Genomic DNA, 20,965 nt, shown 5'->3' on the forward strand with positions numbered 1-20,965 from the left:
GAGATGTGTATAAGAGACAGGCTCGCGAAGGTCGTTCGCGAGCAGGCTCGCTCCCACAATAGGGCTTGACCTGCAACAGATTATCTACAGATATGTATCGGGGTTTAGTACAGCGCAGCAAACAGCTTGCGGCGGTAGGTGGTGACCAGCGGGTGATCATTGCCCAGCAGGTCGAACACCTGCAGCAGGGTCTTGTGGGTGATGCCTTCGTTGTAGCTGCGGTTGCGGGTGAACAGTTTCAGTAGCCCGTCCAGTGCGCCTTCATATTGCTGGCGTGCCAGTTGCTGGATTGCCAGTTGATACGCCGCTTCGTCGTCCTGCGGGTTTTGTGCCACGCGGGTCTTCAGGTCGGCCACATCCGGCAAGTCCGCTGCCTGGCGCAAGAACGTCAGTTGCGCCTTGGCCCCGGCCAGTTCGGCCTTGTGCTCGTCGCTCTTGACCGCATCCAGCACCGCTTGTGCTTCAGTCAGTTCGCCACGTTCAGCCAGGCAGCGGCCATACAGGATCAGCGCTTTGGCGTTGCTGTTGTCTTCAGTCAGGATGCTTTTGAGCAAGGCTTCAGCATCGGCAAAACGGCTTTCGGCAAACAGCGCCTGGGCTTGAACCAGCGGGTCTTCAACCGCAGCTTCAGGCATCACCACATGGGGCGCGAGCATGGCACGGATCGCTGATTCCGGCTGGGCTTCCTGGAAACCGTCGACCACTTTGCCGTCCTTGAACAGCACCACGGTGGGCAAGGTCTGAATGCCAATGCGGCCAACAATATCCTGCTCGACATCACAGTTGACCTTGGCCAGCAGCAGTTCGCCCTGATAGTCCTCGGCAATTTGCTCCAGGATCGGCAGCATCACCTTGCAGGGAGCGCACCACTCGGCCCAGAAATCTACCAGTACGGGTTGGTCGAATGAGGCCTGGACCACCAGCCTGTCGAAGTCAGTGGAGGTCACGTCGAAGCTGTAAGAAGGCGTAGGCTGATTCATTTCGTGTCTCGAAGCAGGTAAATAAGAGCAACTATAAAGGCTGGGCGCAGTGGCTGAAAGGCACAGGCTCGCGTTGTGCGTGATACAGGCTGACGTTGCGAAATTCGTGGGGCTCGGCCAGGTCGGGCAGGGTCAGGGCCTTGAGCATGGCCAGTTGCCGATAAAGCGGGTGCTTGAAGTCGCGTACGCGGGAATCGGCTACCAGGGTCTGCTGGCCGCGGCTAGGGAACTGATCCAGCAGCGGCAGGTTTTCGCGGTCGTAGAGCACGTCAGCCACCAGGATCAGATCGAACCGGTCTGCCTCGGCAAAAAAATCGCTGGAGTAGCCCAGCGCGACATCGTTGAGCTGGGCATTGGCCCTGCAGGCCGCCAGTGCCAGCGGGTCAAGGTCACAGGCCACCACTTCCAGCGCCCCGGCCCTGGCTGCTGCAATCGCTGCAACGCCCGAACCGGCACCAAAATCCAGAACGCGCTTGCCCTTGACCCACTGCGGTTGCTCGGCCAGAAAGCGTGCGAGCGCCAGCCCGCTGGCCCAGCAAAAGGCCCAGTAGGGAGGTTCGTAGAGAATGCGCCGGGTTTCGTCGGGGGTGAAGGCGCGATCCATATTGTGGGCATCGATCAACCAGAGTTTGAGCGCGGTGCCGGGCAAGTCGGTCGCCACCAGCCGCGCATCACCCAGCAACTCGCTCAACGACTGCTGCAGGCCAAACGGTATATTCATGGTGCTTTGACGAAGGCCAGGGTACCCAGCGCCTGCGTGGTGGGCTGGTTGATGATCCGCGAAGGCAGATGCAGGATCAATTGCCCGGACTGGCTGGCGCGGCCGCGCAGCTCGACCCGCATGCCGGTCGGGAAGGCTTGCGGGTTGAAGCGCAGCTTGAAGGGCAGCGCCTGGCTGTTGCCGAGGATCTTGCTGCTGGCCATCAAGCCTTGGGGGCGGCCACGATCGTCAACGATCAGCATGGCCAACTCGACCTCGGCGCCTGCCGGCACACCGGTCAGCACTCCGCTCAACTCGCGCTGATGAGACGGCAGCGGGCCCAGGTCGGCCGGGGCATCGGTTTTTGGCTGCGTCAGCACTTGGGGCTGTGCCGATTTTGGGGGCTCACTGCTACAAGCCACCAGCAAACTGGCAAGGCACAGCAAAACAAGCGTTCGTAGCGGCATACACGGCTCCAGCGGCAGGTCAGTCGGTGTATCAGATTGTGTAAAAGATAGTAGCCCGTCTGTATACCGTAAAGCCTATGGCTTGTCTTGCCAGTGGGATGCGCTAACATGGCGCTCCCCATTTTTGTTGGCTGCCACCATGCACTGTCCCTTCTGCGGTGCCAACGACACTAAAGTCATCGACTCGCGTCTGGTTGCCGAGGGCGACCAGGTGCGCCGCCGGCGTGAATGCCTGGCCTGTGGTGAACGTTTCACCACCTTTGAAACAGCTGAGTTGGTATTACCCCGCCTTATCAAGCAGGACGGCAGCCGCCAGCCGTTCGATGAAGAAAAGCTGCGCGCCGGCATGCAGCGTGCGCTGGAAAAGCGCCCGGTGAGTGTCGAGCGTCTTGAAGCCGCGCTGGCCCGGATCAAGCACAAGCTGCGCGCCACTGGCGAACGCGAAGTCAAATCGCTGGTTGTTGGTGAACTGGTCATGGGCGAGTTGCAAAAGCTCGACGAAGTGGCCTATATCCGCTTTGCCTCGGTCTATCGACGTTTCCAGGACTTGAACGAGTTCCGCGAAGAGATCGACCGTCTTGCCCGTGAGCCTTCCAAAGAATGATCCAGTCCACAGAACAATCGATTTTAGACACCCATTACATGGCGCGGGCCATCGAGCTGGCGCGCAACGGGCTGTACACCACCCACCCCAACCCCCGTGTCGGTTGCGTCATCGTACGTGACGGGCAGATCGTCGGCGAAGGCTGGCATGTGCGCACCGGCGAGCCCCATGCCGAAGTCCACGCCTTGCGCGCTGCGGGCGAGCTGGCGCGGGGCGCCACGGCCTATGTCACCCTTGAGCCGTGCAGCCATCATGGGCACACCCCACCGTGCGCCGAAGGGCTGATTAGCGCAGGTGTGGCGCGTGTGGTTGCAGCCATGCAGGACCCCAACCCGGAAGTTGCCGGGCGTGGCCTCAAGCGTTTGGCCGATGCCGGTATTGAAGTGCGCAGTGGTGTGCTGGAAGCCGATGCCCGGGCGTTGAACCCTGGTTTTCTCAAGCGCATGGAACACGGCCTGCCGTTTGTACGGGTCAAAATGGCCATGAGCCTTGATGGCCGCACCGCGATGGCCAACGGCGAAAGCCAGTGGATCACCGGGCCAGAAGCGCGCTCGGCGGTGCAGCGCTTGCGGGCCCAGGCCAGTGTGGTGCTGACGGGTGCGGATACCGTGCTGGCCGATGGCGCCCGCCTGACCGTGCGCGGCCCTGAACTGGGCCTGAGCCCCGAGCTGACCGCGCTGGCGCTCAGTCGTCCGCCGTTGCGGGTGTTGATCGACGGGCGTTTGCGGGTGCCGCTGGATGCACCGTTCTTCAAGGCCGGGCCAGCGCTGGTTGCCACCTGCGTGTCGCCTGCCGAGCAATACCGTACCGGGCCCGAGTGCCTGGTGATCCACGGCGCCAATGGCCAGGTCGACCTGCGCAAGTTGTTGCAGGCGCTGGCCGCCCGCGGTGTCAACGAAGTGCTGGTGGAGGCCGGGCCGCGTCTGGCGGGGGCCTTTGCCGAGCAGGGGTTGGTGGATGAATACCAGATATTTGTCGCGGCCAAGTTTTTGGGCTCTACGGCGCGGCCATTACTGGAGCTGCCGCTGACCCATATGAGCGAAGCGCCATTGCTCAAAATTACCGACATGCGCGCGGTAGGCGATGACTGGCGAGTCACTGCCATACCTGTGCCGTCAGCGAGCGTATAATTCTCAGCCTTCGTGTTACGCAGGCTTTGTTCTCAAGGGGAACGCCATGTTTACCGGCATCATTGAATCCATCGGCAGCATCCGTGCATTGACCCCCAAGGGCGGTGATGTGCGAGTTTCCATCGACACCGGCAAGCTCGACCTGAGCGACGTCAAACTCGGCGACAGTATCGCCATCAATGGCGTGTGCCTGACCGCCGTTGAGCTGTCGGGCAACGGCTTTGCCGCTGACGTCAGCCGCGAGACCCTCGATTGCACCGCGTTCAACGACTTGAAAAGCGGCAGCCGGGTCAACCTGGAAAAGGCCCTGACCCCGACCACGCGCCTGGGCGGTCATCTGGTCAGCGGCCACGTTGATGGCGTGGGCGAGGTGATCTCCCGTGAGGAGAACGCCCGTGCCATCGAGTTCCGCATCCGTGCACCCAAAGAACTGGCCAAGTACATTGCCCATAAAGGCTCGATCACGGTCGACGGCACCAGCCTGACGGTGAACGCGGTCAATGGCGCCGAGTTCTCGCTGACCATCATTCCGCACACCCTGAGCGAAACCATCATGGGGGACTACCGTCCGGGTCGCCGGGTCAACCTCGAGGTCGATTTGCTGGCGCGCTACCTTGAGCGTTTGCTGCTGGGTGACAAAGCTGCCGAGCCGACCTCGGGTGGCATCAGCGAAAGTTTTCTGGCCGCCAACGGCTTTCTCAAATCCTGACGTAAGGGGGTGCCGCGTGGCGCTCAACAGCATCGAAGAACTGGTTGAAGATATCCGCCAAGGCAAGATGGTCATCCTTATGGATGACGAAGACCGCGAGAACGAAGGCGACCTGATCATGGCCGCCGAGTGTTGTCAGGCCGAGCACATCAACTTTATGGCGCGCTTTGCCCGTGGCCTGATCTGCATGCCGATGAGCCGCGAGCGTTGCGAACTGCTCAAGCTGCCGTTGATGGCACCGCGCAACGGTTCCGGTTTTGGCACCAAGTTCACGGTCTCGATTGAAGCCGCTACCGGTGTGACCACCGGCATTTCGGCGGCTGATCGTGCCCGCACGGTACAAGCCGCTGCTGCAAAAGACGCCAAGGCTGAAGACATCGTCAGCCCCGGCCACATCTTCCCGCTGATGGCACAAGCCGGTGGCACCCTGGCCCGTGCAGGGCACACCGAAGCGGCGTGCGACCTGGCGCGCATGGCCGGGTTCGAGCCAAGCGGAGTGATCTGCGAAGTGATGAACGACGATGGCACCATGGCCCGTCGCCCTGAACTGGAAGCTTTCGCGGCCGAGCACGGCATCAAGATCGGCACCATTGCCGACCTGATCCACTACCGCATGATTCACGAACGTACCGTTCAGCGGATTGCCGAGCAGCCACTGGACAGCGAGCTGGGCCAATTCAATTTGGTGACCTATCGTGATTCAGTCGAAGGCGATGTGCATATGGCACTGACCCTGGGCAAGATCTGCGCCGAAGAACCGACTCTGGTGCGCGTGCATAACATGGACCCGCTGCGCGACCTGCTGATGGTCAAGCAGCCCGGCCGCTGGAGCCTGCGCGCCGCCATGAGCGCGGTGGCTGAGGCCGGCAGCGGTGTGGTGCTGTTGCTCGGTCACCCCCTGGATGGCGATGTATTGCTGGCCAATATCCGCGAAACGGCAGACCACGCGCCGGTGAAAAAACCGACCACCTACAGCATCGTCGGTGCCGGTTCGCAGATCCTGCGTGACCTCGGTGTACGCAAAATGCGCCTGATGAGTTCACCAATGAAGTTCAATGCCATATCCGGTTTCGATCTGGAAGTTGTAGAATACGTGCCCTCCGAATAAAGACCGGTCGTGTCCAGTCCGAATTCGTGGCCCAATATCCTAAAGAGCGCATGCAAATGCGCTCTGGCTCTTTAATACGAGACATACCGAATGCCCCTGAAGACCATCGAAGGTACCTTCATCGCCCCCAAAGGTCGCTACGCACTCGTAGTTGGCCGTTTCAACAGCTTCGTCGTCGAAAGCCTGGTGAGTGGTGCCGTTGATGCCCTGGTTCGCCACGGTGTGAACGAAAGCGACATCACCATCATCCGCGCACCTGGCGCGTTTGAAATCCCGCTGGTCGCGCAAAAAGTTGCCCAGCGCAACGAATTCGCCGCCATCATCGCCCTGGGCGCCGTGATTCGTGGCGGTACTCCGCATTTCGAATACGTTGCTGGCGAGTGCACCAAGGGCTTGTCCCAAGTGTCCATGCAGTTCGGCGTACCGGTTGCCTTCGGCGTGCTGACCGTTGACTCGATTGAACAAGCCATCGAGCGCTCGGGCACCAAAGCTGGCAACAAAGGCGCAGAAGCTGCCTTGTCCGCCCTTGAAATGGTTAGCCTGTTGGCACAGTTGGAGGCCAAGTGATTTCCGACGAAAGCGATCGTTTCAACCCGCGCGACCCGAAACCTGCGGACGCTGGCAAGCCTTCCAAGAGCGCCAAGCGCCGTGAAGCGCGTCAACTCGCAACTCAGGCCCTGTACCAATGGCACATGGCCAAGCAGTCGCTGAACGAAATCGAAGCGCAATTCCGCGTCGATAACGACTTCTCCGACGTTGATGCTGCCTACTTCCGTGAAATCCTGCACGGCGTGCCTGCGCACAAAGGCGAGATCGATGCTGCCCTGGTTCCGTGCCTGGACATCACCATCGAAGAACTCGATCCGGTTGAGCTGTCTGTTCTGCGCCTGTCCACCTGGGAGCTGATCAAGCGTGTTGACGTGCCTTACCGCGTTGTGATCAACGAAGGCATCGAGCTGGCGAAAGTGTTCGGCTCCACCGACGGCCACAAGTTCGTCAACGGTGTGCTCGACAAATTGGCGCCACGCCTGCGTGAAGCTGAAGTAAAGGCTTACAAGCGCTAAACCGCGCTGTCGGCCATGGGCGAGTTTGAGCTGATCCGCAACTTCTTCGCTGCCGCGCCCTGTGCGCAGGGCGGCGAGGGTGTTGCCCTGGGTATTGGCGACGACTGCGCCCTGCTGGATGTTCCCTTCGGGGAACAGCTGGCGATTTCCACCGACACCCTGGTAGCCGGGGTGCACTTCGCAGATCCCTGCGACCCTTTCCTGCTCGGTCAGCGTTCGCTGGCAGTGGCGGCCAGTGATTTGGCGGCCATGGGCGCAACTCCTGTCGCATTTACCCTTGCCCTGACCCTGCCGACGTTTGACGCCGAGTGGCTGCAAACCTATGCCCGTGGTTTGAACCTGATGGCCCAGACCTGTGGCCTGCGCCTTATCGGTGGCGACACCACGCGCGGGCCATTGTGTCTGACCCTTACAGTTTTCGGGCGAGTGCCCACGGGCCATGCCCTGACCCGCAGCGGCGCGCGCCCCGGTGACCTGCTGTGTGTGGGTGGCGAGCTGGGCAATGCGGCCGGGGCGTTGCCGTTGGTGCTGGGGCAGCGCACCGCGGCATCGATGATCGGCGAACCGTTGCTGGCCCATTACTGGTCGCCACAACCGCAGTTGGCGCTGGGCCAGGCCCTGCGTGGTAAAGCCACCTCGGCGCTGGATATTTCCGATGGCCTGCTGGCCGATTGCGGGCATATCGCGGCGGCGTCGAAGGTGGGGCTGGCGATTGAACTCGACCGGGTGCCGGTCTCGCTGGCGCTGGAAGAGTTCCTGGGCGAGGCGGGAGCGCAACAGGCAGCGTTGAGCGGCGGGGATGACTATGTACTGGCGTTTACCTTGCCTGAGGTTGAGGTGCCGACCCTGCTGGCCGATGGCTGGCCTATCCATGTGATTGGTCGCGTGGTTGAAGGGCAGGGCGTCACGCTGCTGGATGACGAAGGCCTGGACATTACTCCGGCAGTCCACGGCTATCAGCATTTTCGTGCGTGACCCTGTGGGAGCGGGCTTGCTCGCGATGGCAGCGCCACGTTCAGCCTGATACACCGCATCGCCTGTTTCGCGAGCAAGCCCGCTCCCACGGGGCCTGTGTAGCGTAAGTCATCAAACTTTTAGATATTTATCCTCGGTAATTCAGCCTAAGCGTCTGTAGGAACCTCCTGTTACAATGTCGCCTCTGCGAATTTCCAGTACTCAAACTGATCAGGAGCACACGGTGCCTGTCGTTTTCGTTGCCGCTTGCAAATTACCCACCCCCTTTGCCGAGTTCACTATGCATGGCTTCCTTGAGAAGGCCACGGGTCGTGAACACGTTGTGCTCAGTTTGGGCGACGTTACAGACGGTGCGCCGGTTCTGGGGCGTGTGCATTCCGAATGCCTGACCGGTGACGCCCTGTTCAGCCAGCGCTGCGACTGCGGCTCGCAGCTTGAAGCCGCCTTGCAGGCCATTGCCCGCGAAGGTCGTGGCGTATTGCTGTACCTGCGTCAGGAAGGCCGTGGCATCGGCTTGCTCAACAAAATCCGTGCCTACGAGTTGCAAGATGGCGGCGCCGATACCGTTGAAGCCAACGAGCGCCTCGGCTTTGCCGCCGACCAGCGCGATTACGCCATTTGCCTGCCGATGCTGGAGCACGTAGGCGTGCATTCGCTGCGCCTGATGACCAACAATCCGCGCAAGGTCAAAGCCCTGACTGACATGGGCATCACCGTGGCCGAGCGTGTGCCGCTGCACACCGGGCACAACCCGCACAACAAGCTGTACCTGGCGACCAAAGCCAACAAGCTAGGGCACATGATGGGTAACCAGCATCAGAGCGAGGCTGACCCGGCATGACCCGTGGCCAGCGTCGTCGGCGCCTGAGTTTCAGTTGGTGGCAACAGCTGCTGCTGACCCTGCTGCCTCTGGTGCTGGTCTGCTGGTTTTTCGGCAGCGCCGAGCCGTTGCTGCCTGAGTTGGCAATGCCGTTATTTATTGCGGGCGTGGCTTCGATGTTCGTCACCCTGCGCACGTTCGGGCCTTACAAACATGGCCTGATCAATCTGCAGAAAGCCCTCGACACCCCACAGGAACCTGCAGCTTGGGATGAGTTGGCGCGTGCACGTCAGCGGTCCCTGCTGGCGGCGGGGCTGCCCACCTGGATTGCCACGCTGGCGGTGTTTGTCGGGCTTGAAGGCGTACCGCTATTGCTGCTGGTACTGTCAACGCTGGTGCTGTTTTACCTCTATCGCGTCCCCCGCCAGGTAGGCTGATGCGCGTCTGGCTGGCAGCTCTGTTGCTGACTGTCAGCTTTTCTGCCCAGGCTGTCAGCCGCGTGGTGAGCCTGTCACCGTCCCTTTCTGAAATGGTTGTCGAACTCGGCGCCGCCGATTTGCTGGTAGGGCGTCTGGAAGCAGGGGAGCCGTTACCTGAGCTTGCCGGCGTGCCTTCTGTGGGCCGCTACGGGCAACTGGACATGGAGCGTCTGCTCAGCCTGCAACCCGACCTGCTTTTGCTTTGGCCAGGCAGTGTGGGTGTTGCCCAGCGCGAGCAATTGCGTAACCTGAATATCCCCACCTTCACCGCCGAACCGGCAAGCCTCGATCAACTGGCCGATCAGGTTGAAACCCTGGCCATCGCCCTGGGTCGCCCGCAGCGTGGAAGGGAGCAGGCAACGCAACTGCGCCAACGTCTGGCACAACTGCGTGAACAGTACCGGACTGACGTGCCTGTGCGGGTGTTTTATCAGGTGTGGGATCAGCCGCTGTACACCATCGGCGGCGGGCAAATCATCAGTGATGCGCTGGCAGTGTGCGGGGCAAGCAATATGTTTGACGACCTCAAACTGCCGGCGCCGCAGGTTGGTATAGAGTCTGTGTTACAGCGTAATCCTGAGGTGATTATCGCCGGCACCCAGGCGCAGCTGGATGCCTGGAAAGCCTGGCCGCAGATCGATGCGGTCAAGCATGGGCGTTTGCTGCTATTGGCCGACAAGGGCCTGGAGCGTCCGAGCGGGCAGATGCTGGAAGCGACGGCCAGATTGTGTGAGCAATTACAGAGATAAAAATTATCTGTGGGAGCGGGCTTGCTCGCGATGCAGGTGATGCGCAGTGTCAGGTAAGTCGCGGTGATGCTATCGCGAGCCATCCCGCGCCCACAGGTTTAGAACGTCGGCGTCCAGGTAATTGCCAGCTGCAGCGAGCGCCGTTCTTCGCGGTAGCCATAGTAGTTGCCGTCATAGCTGTACAGCGCGCGGGTGAAGCTTTTGTCCAGCAGGTTATCGACCTTCAGGTCGAGCCGCACTTCTGAGCTGGCCTGCCAGTTGCCGCGTAATCCCAGCAAGCCATAACCGCCAACGGGCTGCTTGTTGTCTTCATCATTGAAGCTGCTGCTCACCGCTTGCCAGCTGGCGCCGACACCTACCTTGTCAAATTGCCGATCCAGATCCAGGCTCAAGGTACGGCGTGCGCGTCGGCTCAGGGTATGGCCGGTATCACGATCGCGCGGGTCAATAATCGCGATACCCAGGCTGCTCTGCCAGCCGAACCATTCTTGCTGCAACGCGCTTTCGAAACCGGTGATCCGTGCTGCGCCGATGTTCTGCTGAATAAAGTCGGCATCGGCCACAATCGCGTCGCGAATATCGGTGCGATACAGCGAGGTTTCCAGGCGACTGGTCTCACTTAGCTGACTGCGCCATTGCAGCTCGTAGCTTTTTGAGTATTCCGGCTTGAGATCGGGATTGCCGAACTGCGGGTAGTACAAGTCATTGAACGTCGGTGCGCGAAACCCTTCACTGTAAGTCAGCATAACGTCGTTGTCGGCGTTCAGCGGCACCGTCAGGCTGGCGCTCCAGGTGTTGTGGCTGCCAAATTGCTGGTTCTGGTCGTGACGCAGGCCCAGCTCGGTCGAGAAGTACTCGCCGTGGAAGCGGTGCTGAACAAACGCGGCGCGGTTCCAGCGGCTGTCTTCCTCGAAAACGGTGCTGCTGCGTACCCGGTCTTGATAGGCGTCGGCGCCGAGGATCAGGCTGTTTTGATCGTCCAGCGTCAGGTTGTTCTGCCAGTTCAGCGAGTCGCGATAGGTGTTGAAGCTGTAGATCTCGGCGCTGAGTTTGTCCCGGGTTTTTTCACGGTTTTCGCTGTGGCCCAGCTCCAGGCGCGAGTTCCAGCGTTCGTTCAGTTGCGCGTCGATAAAACTGCCGACGCTGCTGATATCAAAATCGCTGTAGAGCTGTTGGCCACTGACAGTCTGGGTCTGCGGGTCCCAGCGCCCGAACGAATTGTCGAGTTCGGTCTTGCCGACGTTTTTCATGGCCGTCAGGCCAATTTCAAGCTCTTGGTTCAGGTAGTGGCTCAGGTTCAGGCTCAGTGACTTGTTGCGATAGGCGTCGTGGTCGCTGTCGCTGGGGAAGGATTCGTGGGTGCGGTTGATCCCGGCGGTTTGTTCCAGGCTGCCACTGAGGTTGTAGCGCGTTTGCCCGTCGCCACCGGAGATGCCCAGGCTGTTTTGCGAGCTGCCATAACTGCCCACTGCACTATGCAGGCGAAGCTGCGGGGCTTGATCGGCACCGCGTCGGGTGAAAATCTGGATCACACCGCCAATCGCATCGCTGCCGTAGATCACCGAGCGCGAGCCGCGCAGCACTTCAACCCGCTCGATCTGATCGATATTGAGGTACTGCAGATTGCTGTCGGCCGAAGTGGCATTGGCCATGCGCTGGCCGTCGACCAGCACCAGGCTTTGCGCCGACTTGGTGCCGCGAATGTAAATCCCCGGCAAACCGCCGCGTCCACCGCTGCGGGCCACTTGTACACCGGGTACCCGGCCGAGCAAGTCGGTCAGGCTGGTGGGTTGCAGGCGGTCGATATCGTCACGGGTGAACACGCTGTTGGCGCTTGTGCTGTCCGAGCGAGCCTCGACCTGGCGATTGCCGGTGATCAGGATCTGCGGGAGTTTGAGCGCATCTTCGCGCTCCAGCGGCTCTGCAAGCAAAGGGCAGGCGGGGATAAAACCGAGGATCAGGGCAAGACGAAGGCGTTTCATGGTGTCTCAACAGGGTGTTGGGCGGACCGTAGCAGCTGCCGTAGGAACGAGGCTGCGTTCGGTGGCGTAGCCACCGTAAACCATGCCTCGCGGTGTATCAGTATCACCGAGGGGGGCGGATTTACGATCGCTTCGCAATCGAACGCAGCCTGCGGCAGCTGCTACGAAATCGCGCAGACCAAGTGGCTCAGAGCCCCAGGAGTTCCATGCGCTGACGTACCGAGGCTTCGATACCTGCCGCATCCAGGCCGCATTCGGCCAGCATCTGGCTCGGTTTGGCATGTTCGACGTAAATATCCGGCAAGCCCAGGTGCAGCACAGACTTGAGCACGTTTTCACGGGCCAGGAACTCGCTGACGCCGGCGCCTGCGCCGCCCATGACAGCGTTCTCTTCGATGGTCACCAGCAGCTCATGGCTGGCAGCCATTTCGCGAACCAGCTCTTCATCCATCGGCTTGACGAAGCGCATGTCGACCACGGTGGCGTCGATTTTTTCTGCCACTTGCAGGGCTTCTGCCAGTTGCACGCCGAATACCAGCATGGCGACTTTCGAACCCTGGCGACGAATCACGCCCTTGCCGATTTCCAGCGGCTCGAGGTTTTTTTCGATCACTGCGTTCGGGCCTGTGCCGCGAGGGTAACGCACTGCCGCCGGGCCGTTGTACAGGTGGCCGGTGGTGAGCATTTTGCGCAGTTCGTTCTCATCGCTCGGGGTCATGATAAGCATGCCCGGGATGCAGCGCAGGAACGACAGATCGAAGCTGCCTGCGTGGGTCGGGCCGTCTTCGCCCACCAGGCCGGCACGGTCGATGGCGAACAGCACGTCAAGATTCTGCACCGCGACGTCATGCACCAGCTGGTCGTAACCGCGCTGCAGGAACGTCGAGTAAATTGCCACTACCGGCTTGGAGCCTTCGCAGGCCATGCCGGCAGCAAAGGTCACGGCATGTTGCTCTGCAATCGCCACGTCGAAATAGCGCTTTGGATACCGCTCGCTGAACGCAATCAGATCCGAGCCTTCTTTCATGGCCGGGGTGATGCCCACCAGGCGCTCATCGGCAGCGGCCATGTCGCACAGCCACTCGCCAAACACGGCGGAGTACTTGGGCCCGCTGGGTGCCTTCGGTGCAGCTTTCGGAGCATTGAGCGGTTCGAGCTTGGTGATGGCGTGATAGCCGATCGGGTCCGCTTCGGCCGGAGCGAAGCCCTTGCCTTTTTTGGTGACGATATGCAGAAACTGCGGCCCTTTGAGGTCGCGCATATTGCGCAGCGTCGCGATCAGGGTCGGCAGGTCGTGGCCATCGATCGGGCCGATATAGTTCCAGCCCAACTCTTCGAACAGGGTGCCGGGTACCAGCATGCCCTTGGCGTATTCTTCTGTGCGTCGCGCAATTTCCCACGCGCCAGGCAGACGCGAGAGCACCTTTTTGCTGCCTTCGCGCATGCTTGCATAGGTGCGGCTCGACAGGATCTTGGCCAGGTAGTTGGACAAACCACCAACATTGCGCGAGATCGACATGTCGTTGTCGTTGAGGATCACCAGCATGTTGGCGTCGACTTCGGGGGCGTGGTTCAACGCCTCAAACGCCATGCCCGCAGTCAATGCGCCGTCACCGATCACGGCAATCGCCTTGCGCTCGCTTTTTTGCAGGCGGGCGGCAATGGCCATGCCCAGCGCTGCGCTGATCGAGGTGCTGGAGTGGCCGACACCAAAGGTGTCGTACTCGCTCTCGGCACGACGCGGGAAAGCGGCAATGCCGTCTTTCTGACGCAACGTTGCCATCTGCTCGCGACGGCCCGTGAGGATTTTATGCGGATACGCCTGATGGCCCACGTCCCACACCAGCCGGTCGTCCGGGGTGTCGAACACGTAGTGCAACGCGATGGTCAGCTCAATGACACCCAGGCCGGCACCGAAATGCCCGCCCGTCTGGCCGACGGTATAGAGCAATTCCAGGCGCAACTCATCGGCCAGGGTTTCCAGCTCGGCTTCTGCCAGGCGGCGCAGGCCCGCAGGCGTGCCTGCCCGGTCAAGCAGGGGCGTAGTCGGACGGTTGCGGGGAATCTCTTGAAACGTCGTTGGCATCAGGCGAATCGTTATAGGTATAAGAAGAGGCGGCAGTTTACCTTATGGAACGTAAGCTGCCCACGCAGTCTGGCATTCGTTCGTAAGACCTTGGCATTAGAGCTGTCAGAAAACGTTACTGAGCAGCGCCCTTTAGTGGCGTCGCTCAACGATATAACGTGCCAGTTCACGCAGCGGTTCGGCGGCTGCATCAAAATGTCGCAGGGCGTTGAGCGCCTGGTCGCGCAGCTCAAGCGCATAGCCTTTGGCCTGCTCCAGCCCCATCAGGGCGGGGTAGGTCGGTTTGTCCCGTGCTATGTCGGCCCCCTGGCGTTTGCCCAGAGTTGCGGTATCGCTTTCAACATCCAGAATGTCGTCCTGAACCTGAAACGCCAGGCCAATGGCCCGTGCATAAACGCTCAGTGCGTGCAGGTTGTCTTCGTTTGCATGACCGCTGGCCAGGGCGCCCAGTTGCACGCTGGCTTCGATCAGGGCGCCGGTCTTGTGCCGGTGCATGTATTCCAGCGCGGCCTGGTCAAGCTTGAGCCCCACCGAACCGAGGTCGATCGCTTGCCCGCCGACCATGCCCGCCGGGCCTGCAGCAAAAGCCAGGGCCGTGACCATGCGCAAACGGGTGTCGGCGTCCAGGTTGCTCAGGCGCGGGTCGAGCAAAGCGCTGAACGCCAGGCTTTGCAGGCCGTCGCCCGCCAGAATGGCGCAGGCTTCGTCGAACGCTTTGTGGGTGGTTGGCTGGCCGCGACGCAGATCGTCATCGTCCATTGCGGGCAAGTCGTCGTGCACCAGCGAATAGGCGTGGATCAATTCCACGGCACAGGCCGCGCCATTGGCTTGCTCAGGTGTACTGCCGAGGGCTTCGCAGGCGGCATAGGCCAGCAGCGGGCGAACCCGTTTGCCGCCATTCATGACGCTGTAGCGCATGGCCTCATAAAGACGGGCCAGCTCGGGAGCCGGAGCGACAAACAGGCTTTCAAGCGCCGCATTGACACGGGCCTGGCTGCTGATCTGGTAAGCATCAATCATTCGGACTGTTCCGCATCAAAAGGCTCTTGTGCCAGCTCACCGTCACGCTCAAGCAGGATCTGTACTTTCTGCTCGGCCTGGGCCAGTGCGCCCTGGCAATCACGGGTCAGGCGGATGCCTTGTTCGAAGGCGGTCAGGGAATCTTCCAGCGACAGCTCGCCATTTTCCAGACGCTCGACCAGTGTTTGCAGGTCAGCGAGTGACTGTTCGAAATCCGGGGAAGCTTTTTTGCGGGCCATGGCGGCATTCTCGGTAGGCGTTAAAACCGGCTGACACTAGCAGACGGCGGGTTTTGGGGCAAATCGACAGGGCGCCCATGTATCCAGGTGAGGGGGTTTTCACTTGTCGCTACTAAACGAGTGGGTGGCAGCCGTACGCAGGTTAGTCGACCGGTGCATCCGGAACCCGGCGCGCCACAAGGGCGCCCTGCGCACGGCCACCATAAAACGCAGGCCGTAAAAAGCACCTTGCGGAGGTGTTGCCTTGCGCCGGATTACAGATCGGGCGACTAAACCCGACCGCTGATTTTGCAGCGATGGCCCGAGACTATTTCCCGAAATTGGCAGGCGCAAGCGAACGGGATTTTTCTCGGAAGTTTCACGAGAATGAAAGCGAAGTGTCGTACGAAAAGACCGAATTTAAAGGCTTATGTTGTGTGCCCTGCCAGCGATTGGATCTGTGCACTGCAGATGTTTCGAGCACGCTGGCGTGGTCACGAGAGAAAAAGCCATGAGTGAAACTCCTGTTGGTTTGAGTGCGCAGCCCGAGGGCTACAGTGACTGGTTGAGCGATCTTAAAGGCCGCATTCATGGCGCCCAGCAGCGCGCCACGTTGGCGGTGAACCGCGAGCTGGTACTGCTGTACTGGCAAATCGGTCACGACATTTTGACCCGCCAGACACAGCAAGGTTGGGGCACGAAAGTGATTGAGCGTCTGGCGCTGGATCTGCGCGCAGCCTTCCCGCACATGAAAGGTTTCTCGCCACGCAACCTCAAATATATGCGTGCCTTTGCCCAGGCATGGCCTGATACGGCAATTGTGCAGCAGGCTGTTGCACAATTGCCTTGGGGGCACAATCTGGTGCTGCTGGACAAACTCCCCGGCCCAGAAACCCGCCGCTGGTATGCGGCCAAGGCCATCGAACACAACTGGTCGCGAAATACGCTGGTCATGCAGATCGAGGGTCGTTTACTGGAGCGCAGTGGCAAGGCCGTGAGCAATTTTGAAAACTTCTTGCCCAAACCCCAGTCCGATTTGGCCCGTGAATCGTTGAAAGATCCTTACCGTTTCGACTTTCTTGGCCTTGGCGCTGATGCGCATGAACGAGAGATAGAAACTGCTTTGGTCAGGCATGTCACCGACTTTTTGCTGGAGCTGGGCGCAGGTTTTGCCTTCGTCGGCAAACAAGTGCTTTTGAATGTGGGAGGTGACGAGTTTTTCATCGATCTGCTGTTCTACCACCTCAAGCTGCGCTGCTATGTAGTGGTTGAACTCAAGGCCGGTAAATTCAAACCGGAGCACCTTGGGCAGTTGGGTTTTTATCTGGCCGCCGTGGATGGGCAGGTCAAGGATCCCCAGGACAGCCCCACCATCGGCCTGTTGCTGTGCTCCAGCAAGAACAAGGTGGTGGCCGAGTACGCCTTGCGCGATAACACCCGGCCCATCGGCGTGGCCGAGTACCAGTTGGTAGAGTCACTGCCAGCAGAGTTGCAGACCAGTTTGCCCAGCATCGAACAGATCGAACGCGAACTGGCGGGTGATGGCGTCGCTATCGAGGAGTGTCGAGTGAACGAGGATTATTTCAGGCATTAAAAAGCCGGCTTGTGGCCGGCTTCTCGGGGGCGGGTTTGGCTTATTTTTGGTAAGCCGTACTCGCCTTCAATCGGGACATCCAGCGCGTTGTGGCTGGGTGTGGGGCGTAGCGGCTTTTTGCTGCCTGGCCCTGCATTCCGGCTCGCGTGCCGCGAGGGGGAGTGCACAAGTGCGACGAATCATACTGGGGTTTGAGTACTTTTCCCAGACCTAAGGTTATTCGTCCAGTTTGTAAGGCACTGGCGGGCGTCGCTGGCTAAGCGTGGACCACCAGAATACCCAGCCCAGTATCCGTATCTGCTGCGCATGGACTTCTGTTGCGTCAAAGACTTCGTCCGGATACTCCAGGCAGTTGTGGCTGCGGATGCGCAGGCCGTTGTTGGGCAGGCGGTAGAGGTATTTGATGCGCAGCATGCCATCCTGCTCGAGCGCGTAGATTTCACCGTCGACGATTTGGGTCAGGCTGCGGTCGATGGCGACTGTGGAACCATCCTGGATCCTGTGCGCCATGCTGTTGCCAATCATGGGTGCGCAAATGGCCTGGTCGGGGCTGACATCCAGGGCCTGCAGGGTCGAGCAACTGAGCCGCACGGTGCAATCAGGAATTTTCACCACATGGGTTTTGCCTGATCCGTCGGGGTGCAAGGTTTCGTTGTAGAAGGGCGCGTCAATATCGCAGGCATTAGCCGGTTTGGGCTGTCCGGTCTGGGCAGGCGATTTTTCATCGTTGCTGCTGACAAGGCCCGGATGCTTGACGCCCTCGCCGGTACGTAGCCAGCGGCTGTTGACGCACAGCAGTTCGGCGATTTCGTCCAGGCGAGCCATCGGAATGCCCCGTTTGAACCAGTTGTTGACGTGCTGCGGCGTAACGCGGCGATTGGCTGCGAAGTCCGAAGCGGTTAAATGGCACTCCCGCAGGAGGGCTTTCAGGCGATCACCGGATGTATTCATGAACACAGAGTCTACGGGCAAGCCAAGCCTGTTTAAATAAACTAAGCGTTCAAAAAAAAACGGTAAAACCAGAAAATTCCTAGACTTGCAGCGATATTTCCTACTGGCATTGACTGGGCATTTTGCGCGCCGTAAACAGGCTGTTTTATTGCGTTTATGCAGGCATAAAAAAACCCCGGCGAGCCGAGGTTTTTTTAACCGCTTGCTTAGCCTTTGTAGGCCGCAACCGATTTGGTGATTTCGGCGCGGGCAGCTTCAGCATCGCCCCAACCTTCGATCTTCACCCATTTGCCTTTTTCGAGATCTTTGTAGTTCTCGAAGAAGTGCTGGATCTGCTGGATCAGCAGGGGTGGCAGGTCGGTGTACTCTTTCACGTCAACGTACAGCTGGGACAGTTTGTCGTGAGGCACTGCAACCACTTTGGCATCGCCGCCGCCGTCGTCAGTCATGTGCAGGATGCCAACCGGGCGAGCACGGATAACCGAGCCTGGAGCTACCGGGTAAGGGGTAACCACCAGCACGTCCAGCGGATCACCGTCGTCAGCCAGGGTGTTAGGGATAAAACCGTAGTTGGCCGGGTAGAACATCGGGGTGGCCATGAAGCGGTCAACGAACAGGCAATCGCTGTCTTTGTCGATTTCATATTTGATCGGCGCGTGGTTAGCCGGAATCTCGATAGCGACGTAGATGTCATTCGGCAGGTCTTTGCCAGCCGGAATCTTGCTGTAGCTCATTGGGCGGTGCCCCCGTTAGTAGGCCAGTTTGTTTGGCCGATTTGGCCAAAAAGTGGCGGCGATTATAGGCGTATTCCTATAAGGACGTCACCCTTGGGCGATCAGTGCTGCGCGCGGTATTCGGGGTGTTCGCTTTGCAGCTGCTTGAGGCGTGCCAGCGTGTCCTGACGATAAAACAGGCTCAGTTGTTGATAGACCAGCGGGTAGGCATGGTTCAACAGGTCGGGTGCGCTGAAAAAGTACTCGCTGGTGACCGCAAAGAACTCCGCCGGGTTTTCGGCGGCATAGGGGTCGATAGGCGCGTGGTCGGGGTTGTGGTGGTCGAGGTAGTGATTGAGATGGTCGTAGGCCTGTTGCATGGCTTGGGTCCAGTCACTGACATGCATGCTGCTGTGCAAGGGCGGCATGCCATTCGCGGCACCATTGAGCATGTCCAGCTTGTGCGCCAGTTCGTGGATGACCAGGTTGTAGCCTTCCCAGCCACCGCTGGCCAGAACGCCCGGCCATGCCAGAACGACCGGCCCATGCTGCCAGGCTTCACCGCTGTGATGGCCTTCCCATTCATGCTCTACACCGCTGGAATCGCGATGGCGCTGGGGGCTGACGAAGTCGTCGGGGTAGAGCACGATTTCGTGAAAGCCCTGGTACCAGTCCAGGTCACCCAGGTTGAGCAGCGGCAATTGCGCCTGAGCGGCCAGCAACAGCCGGCCCTCTTCGGTCAGCTCAACCCCGGGCATGGGGGTGAGGTGCTTGGCTTGCAGAAACAATACGCTGCTGTCGCGCAGCCATTTGTCCTGCTCGTCATTCAGCCCGTCGAGAATGCTCAGATGCTGGCGCACGTTGTGCCATACGTCAGGCGTTACCGGGTGCTGCGCAAGGATTCGCTGGCGCCGCCATTCACTTAGAGACCACATGGTGGTGTCTCCCGATCAGGCTTTGGCTTTGGCTGGAGTACGGCCCAGACGGCTGCGGATCACGCCAATAATCATCGGTACCAGCGACAGCAGAATGATGCCCACCACCAGCAGCGACAGGTTCTTCTTGATAAATGGCACATTGCCGAAGAAATAACCCAGAGTGACCAGGCCGCCAACCCACAGGATGGTACCGAATACGCTGAACATAAAGAAGCGCGGGTAGAACATGCGCGCCACACCGGCAACAAACGGAGCGAAGGTGCGGAAAATCGGCAGGAAACGGGCCATGGTTACGGTTTTACCGCCATGACGCTCATAGAAGTCGTGGGTTTTTTCCAGGTAGTCGCGACGGAAGATTTTCGAATTCGGGTTGCTGAACAAGCGCTCGCCTGCCGTTCGTCCGATAACGTAGTTGGTGCTGTCGCCCATGATCGCAGCCAGCATCAGCAAGCCTGCGAGCAGTACCGGGTCCATGCCGCCGCCGGCAGCTACGGCGCCCGCGATAAAGAGCAGCGAATCACCCGGCAAAAACGGCATGACCACCAGACCGGTTTCGCAAAAAATCACCAGAAACAGGATGGCGTAGATCCATGGCCCGTAATTGTTTACCAGCATGTCGAGGTACACATCGAGGTGCAGGATAATGTCGATCGGGTTGAAATCCATGTGAAGCACCTGTGTTGATGACCCGGCTCTGCAGGTCTGTGCGGGTAGGGATGCGTAGTTAACTACAACAATTGTAGTTTTTTCGTACTTTTTTGAAGAACCGGATTATACGGATTGAGACGAATTCTGCAGTGTGAGTTTGTAGCGAAGCGTGTATTGGTAGTCAAAAGCCGTAGCAGCAGCCTCGTTCCTTCGGCAGCTACTACGCAGAGTTAATCGCCCTTGAGCAGAAAGTTTTCGCTGGGCGCCTCGACATCCAGGGTCTGCACCTGGGCTTCATCCTTCAGATTCACTCCCGATAATTGCCGCCGGCAGGCTTCGCGCATCAGGTACGCCAGCCGATGAGCGGCCATGCCGTAGCTCAGGCCTTCAAGCCGTACATTGGAAATACAGTTGCGATACGCATCGGTCAGGCCGATTTTCGGCGCGTAGGTGAAGTACAGCCCCAGGCTGTCGGGGGAGCTGAGCCCGGGGCGTTCGCCGATCAACATCACCACCATGCGTGCGCCCAGCAGTTCGCCAATTTCGTCGGCCACGGCAACTCGCCCTTGCTCTACCAGAATCACCGGCGACAGCGACCAGCCTTCAGTCGTCGTGTGCTCTTCCATGCGTGCCAGGAAGGGCAAGGTGTGGCGATGCACGGCCAGTGCCGACAAACCATCCGCTACCACCACGGCGACATCGATGCCGCCGGGGTTGGCCGCTGCGTAGTCGCGCAATTGCTGCGCAGAGTCGTCGTTGAGCTTGCGTCCCAGATCCGGGCGTTGCAGGTAGCTATGGCGGTCAGCCGCGGCACTGTGCAACAGCAGACTCTCGCGCCCGCGCTCGGTTAACTGTGCACTCAGGCCGGGGTGATCAAACGGCAAATGCACCGCATCCCGGGCCTGGGCATGGGCGAATTGAAAGTCGAGCTGGGCCTGGGTCGGCATGCTGGTGCCGGTGCGTCCCAGGGCAATACGTGCGGGGGTCAGGCGGCGCAGTTCCAGCCACGGGTTAAGGTTGTCGGCCATGC

At 59.9% G+C, this 20,965-nt stretch carries 23 protein-coding genes; 11 read left to right on the forward strand and 12 right to left on the reverse strand.

Annotation, left to right across the window (positions count from 1 at the left end):
* Positions 1–104: 104 nt before the first annotated feature.
* The 3 genes from trxA to QN377_RS09715 are packed head-to-tail and all read right to left on the reverse strand — an operon-like array spanning position 105 to position 2,147.
* Complete coding sequence (trxA, locus tag QN377_RS09705) at positions 105–980, reverse strand: thioredoxin (RefSeq protein WP_094999470.1); 876 nt, start codon at positions 978–980, stop codon at positions 105–107.
* Between the two features lie 31 nt (positions 981–1,011).
* Positions 1,012–1,701 carry a class I SAM-dependent methyltransferase gene (locus QN377_RS09710; RefSeq protein WP_094999469.1) on the reverse strand — a complete coding sequence of 230 codons (690 nt, stop codon included), beginning with the start codon at positions 1,699–1,701 and terminating at the stop codon, positions 1,012–1,014.
* Positions 1,698–2,147: a hypothetical protein gene (locus QN377_RS09715; RefSeq protein WP_322213710.1), complete on the reverse strand. Its 450-nt coding sequence runs from the start codon at positions 2,145–2,147 to the stop codon at positions 1,698–1,700. Before QN377_RS09715 ends, QN377_RS09710 begins: the two co-directional genes overlap by 4 nt.
* Before the next feature lie 139 nt (positions 2,148–2,286).
* Here QN377_RS09715 and nrdR point away from each other — a divergent pair, with 139 nt between their 5' ends.
* From nrdR to QN377_RS09765, 10 genes are all read left to right on the forward strand, one after another.
* Entirely contained in the window at positions 2,287–2,751 is a 465-nt protein-coding gene (gene nrdR / locus QN377_RS09720; RefSeq protein ID WP_029611200.1) for a transcriptional regulator NrdR, read from the forward strand.
* Complete coding sequence (gene ribD / locus QN377_RS09725) at positions 2,748–3,881, forward strand: bifunctional diaminohydroxyphosphoribosylaminopyrimidine deaminase/5-amino-6-(5-phosphoribosylamino)uracil reductase RibD (protein WP_322213709.1); 1,134 nt, start codon at positions 2,748–2,750, stop codon at positions 3,879–3,881. The genes nrdR and ribD overlap by 4 nt, the downstream gene beginning before the upstream one ends.
* Before the next feature lie 46 nt (positions 3,882–3,927).
* Entirely contained in the window at positions 3,928–4,590 is a 663-nt protein-coding gene (locus tag QN377_RS09730; RefSeq protein ID WP_086795767.1) for a riboflavin synthase, read from the forward strand.
* 16 nt (positions 4,591–4,606) lie between these two features.
* Positions 4,607–5,698 carry a bifunctional 3,4-dihydroxy-2-butanone-4-phosphate synthase/GTP cyclohydrolase II gene (ribBA, locus tag QN377_RS09735; protein ID WP_094999467.1) on the forward strand — a complete coding sequence of 364 codons (1,092 nt, stop codon included), beginning with the start codon at positions 4,607–4,609 and terminating at the stop codon, positions 5,696–5,698.
* Positions 5,699–5,788: 90 nt separating this feature from the next.
* Positions 5,789–6,265, forward strand: a complete 477-nt coding sequence (gene ribE, locus QN377_RS09740) for a 6,7-dimethyl-8-ribityllumazine synthase (protein ID WP_322213708.1) — start codon at positions 5,789–5,791, stop codon at positions 6,263–6,265.
* Entirely contained in the window at positions 6,262–6,762 is a 501-nt protein-coding gene (gene nusB, locus QN377_RS09745) for a transcription antitermination factor NusB (RefSeq protein WP_095019065.1), read from the forward strand. Before ribE ends, nusB begins: the two co-directional genes overlap by 4 nt.
* A gap of 15 nt (positions 6,763–6,777) precedes the next feature.
* A complete protein-coding gene (thiL, locus tag QN377_RS09750) occupies positions 6,778–7,737 on the forward strand; it encodes a thiamine-phosphate kinase (RefSeq protein WP_095019064.1) in 960 nt (319 codons plus the stop codon).
* A 223-nt stretch (positions 7,738–7,960) separates the two neighbouring features.
* On the forward strand, positions 7,961–8,578 hold the full coding sequence (gene ribA, locus QN377_RS09755) for a GTP cyclohydrolase II (RefSeq protein ID WP_165446501.1): 618 nt from the start codon (positions 7,961–7,963) through the stop codon (positions 8,576–8,578).
* Entirely contained in the window at positions 8,575–8,994 is a 420-nt protein-coding gene (locus QN377_RS09760; RefSeq protein WP_094999463.1) for an MFS transporter, read from the forward strand. The genes ribA and QN377_RS09760 overlap by 4 nt, the downstream gene beginning before the upstream one ends.
* Entirely contained in the window at positions 8,994–9,785 is a 792-nt protein-coding gene (locus tag QN377_RS09765; RefSeq protein WP_095019063.1) for a cobalamin-binding protein, read from the forward strand. Before QN377_RS09760 ends, QN377_RS09765 begins: the two co-directional genes overlap by 1 nt.
* Before the next feature lie 98 nt (positions 9,786–9,883).
* On the opposite strand, the gene QN377_RS09770 is transcribed toward QN377_RS09765, so the two are convergent.
* The 4 genes from QN377_RS09770 to QN377_RS09785 form a co-directional block, all read right to left on the reverse strand.
* Positions 9,884–11,767, reverse strand: a complete 1,884-nt coding sequence (locus QN377_RS09770; RefSeq protein WP_095019062.1) for a TonB-dependent receptor domain-containing protein — start codon at positions 11,765–11,767, stop codon at positions 9,884–9,886.
* A gap of 187 nt (positions 11,768–11,954) precedes the next feature.
* Positions 11,955–13,853 (reverse strand): 1-deoxy-D-xylulose-5-phosphate synthase, encoded by a 1,899-nt coding sequence (gene dxs / locus QN377_RS09775; protein ID WP_094999460.1) that lies wholly within the window; start codon positions 13,851–13,853, stop codon positions 11,955–11,957.
* Positions 13,854–13,985: 132 nt separating this feature from the next.
* Positions 13,986–14,873, reverse strand: coding sequence for a (2E,6E)-farnesyl diphosphate synthase (gene ispA / locus QN377_RS09780; RefSeq protein ID WP_153327130.1), 888 nt, complete (start codon positions 14,871–14,873; stop codon positions 13,986–13,988).
* The gene (locus tag QN377_RS09785) at positions 14,870–15,112 is read right to left on the reverse strand and encodes an exodeoxyribonuclease VII small subunit (protein ID WP_019824297.1); all 243 of its coding nucleotides are present in this window, start codon (positions 15,110–15,112) and stop codon (positions 14,870–14,872) included. Before QN377_RS09785 ends, ispA begins: the two co-directional genes overlap by 4 nt.
* Positions 15,113–15,602: 490 nt before the next feature.
* On the opposite strand from QN377_RS09785, the gene QN377_RS09790 reads away from it, so the two are divergent.
* Positions 15,603–16,685 (forward strand): PDDEXK nuclease domain-containing protein, encoded by a 1,083-nt coding sequence (locus QN377_RS09790; protein ID WP_095019060.1) that lies wholly within the window; start codon positions 15,603–15,605, stop codon positions 16,683–16,685.
* A gap of 216 nt (positions 16,686–16,901) precedes the next feature.
* Here QN377_RS09790 and QN377_RS09795 read toward each other — a convergent pair whose 3' ends face one another.
* The 5 genes from QN377_RS09795 to eutC all read right to left on the reverse strand — a co-directional run bounded on the left by QN377_RS09795 (position 16,902) and on the right by eutC (position 20,963).
* Complete coding sequence (locus QN377_RS09795) at positions 16,902–17,636, reverse strand: LexA family transcriptional regulator (RefSeq protein ID WP_095019059.1); 735 nt, start codon at positions 17,634–17,636, stop codon at positions 16,902–16,904.
* 206 nt (positions 17,637–17,842) lie between these two features.
* Positions 17,843–18,370 carry an inorganic diphosphatase gene (gene ppa, locus QN377_RS09800; RefSeq protein WP_016779241.1) on the reverse strand — a complete coding sequence of 176 codons (528 nt, stop codon included), beginning with the start codon at positions 18,368–18,370 and terminating at the stop codon, positions 17,843–17,845.
* 101 nt (positions 18,371–18,471) lie between these two features.
* Positions 18,472–19,284: a zinc-dependent peptidase gene (locus QN377_RS09805; RefSeq protein WP_094999456.1), complete on the reverse strand. Its 813-nt coding sequence runs from the start codon at positions 19,282–19,284 to the stop codon at positions 18,472–18,474.
* A gap of 15 nt (positions 19,285–19,299) precedes the next feature.
* A complete protein-coding gene (locus tag QN377_RS09810; RefSeq protein WP_094999455.1) occupies positions 19,300–19,953 on the reverse strand; it encodes a DedA family protein in 654 nt (217 codons plus the stop codon).
* A 212-nt stretch (positions 19,954–20,165) separates the two neighbouring features.
* The gene (gene eutC / locus QN377_RS09815; RefSeq protein WP_095023464.1) at positions 20,166–20,963 is read right to left on the reverse strand and encodes an ethanolamine ammonia-lyase subunit EutC; all 798 of its coding nucleotides are present in this window, start codon (positions 20,961–20,963) and stop codon (positions 20,166–20,168) included.
* Positions 20,964–20,965 lie beyond the last annotated feature (2 nt).

The organism is Pseudomonas sp. CCC4.1 (assembly GCF_035019225.1).
Lineage (GTDB): Bacteria > Pseudomonadota > Gammaproteobacteria > Pseudomonadales > Pseudomonadaceae > Aquipseudomonas > Aquipseudomonas bubulae.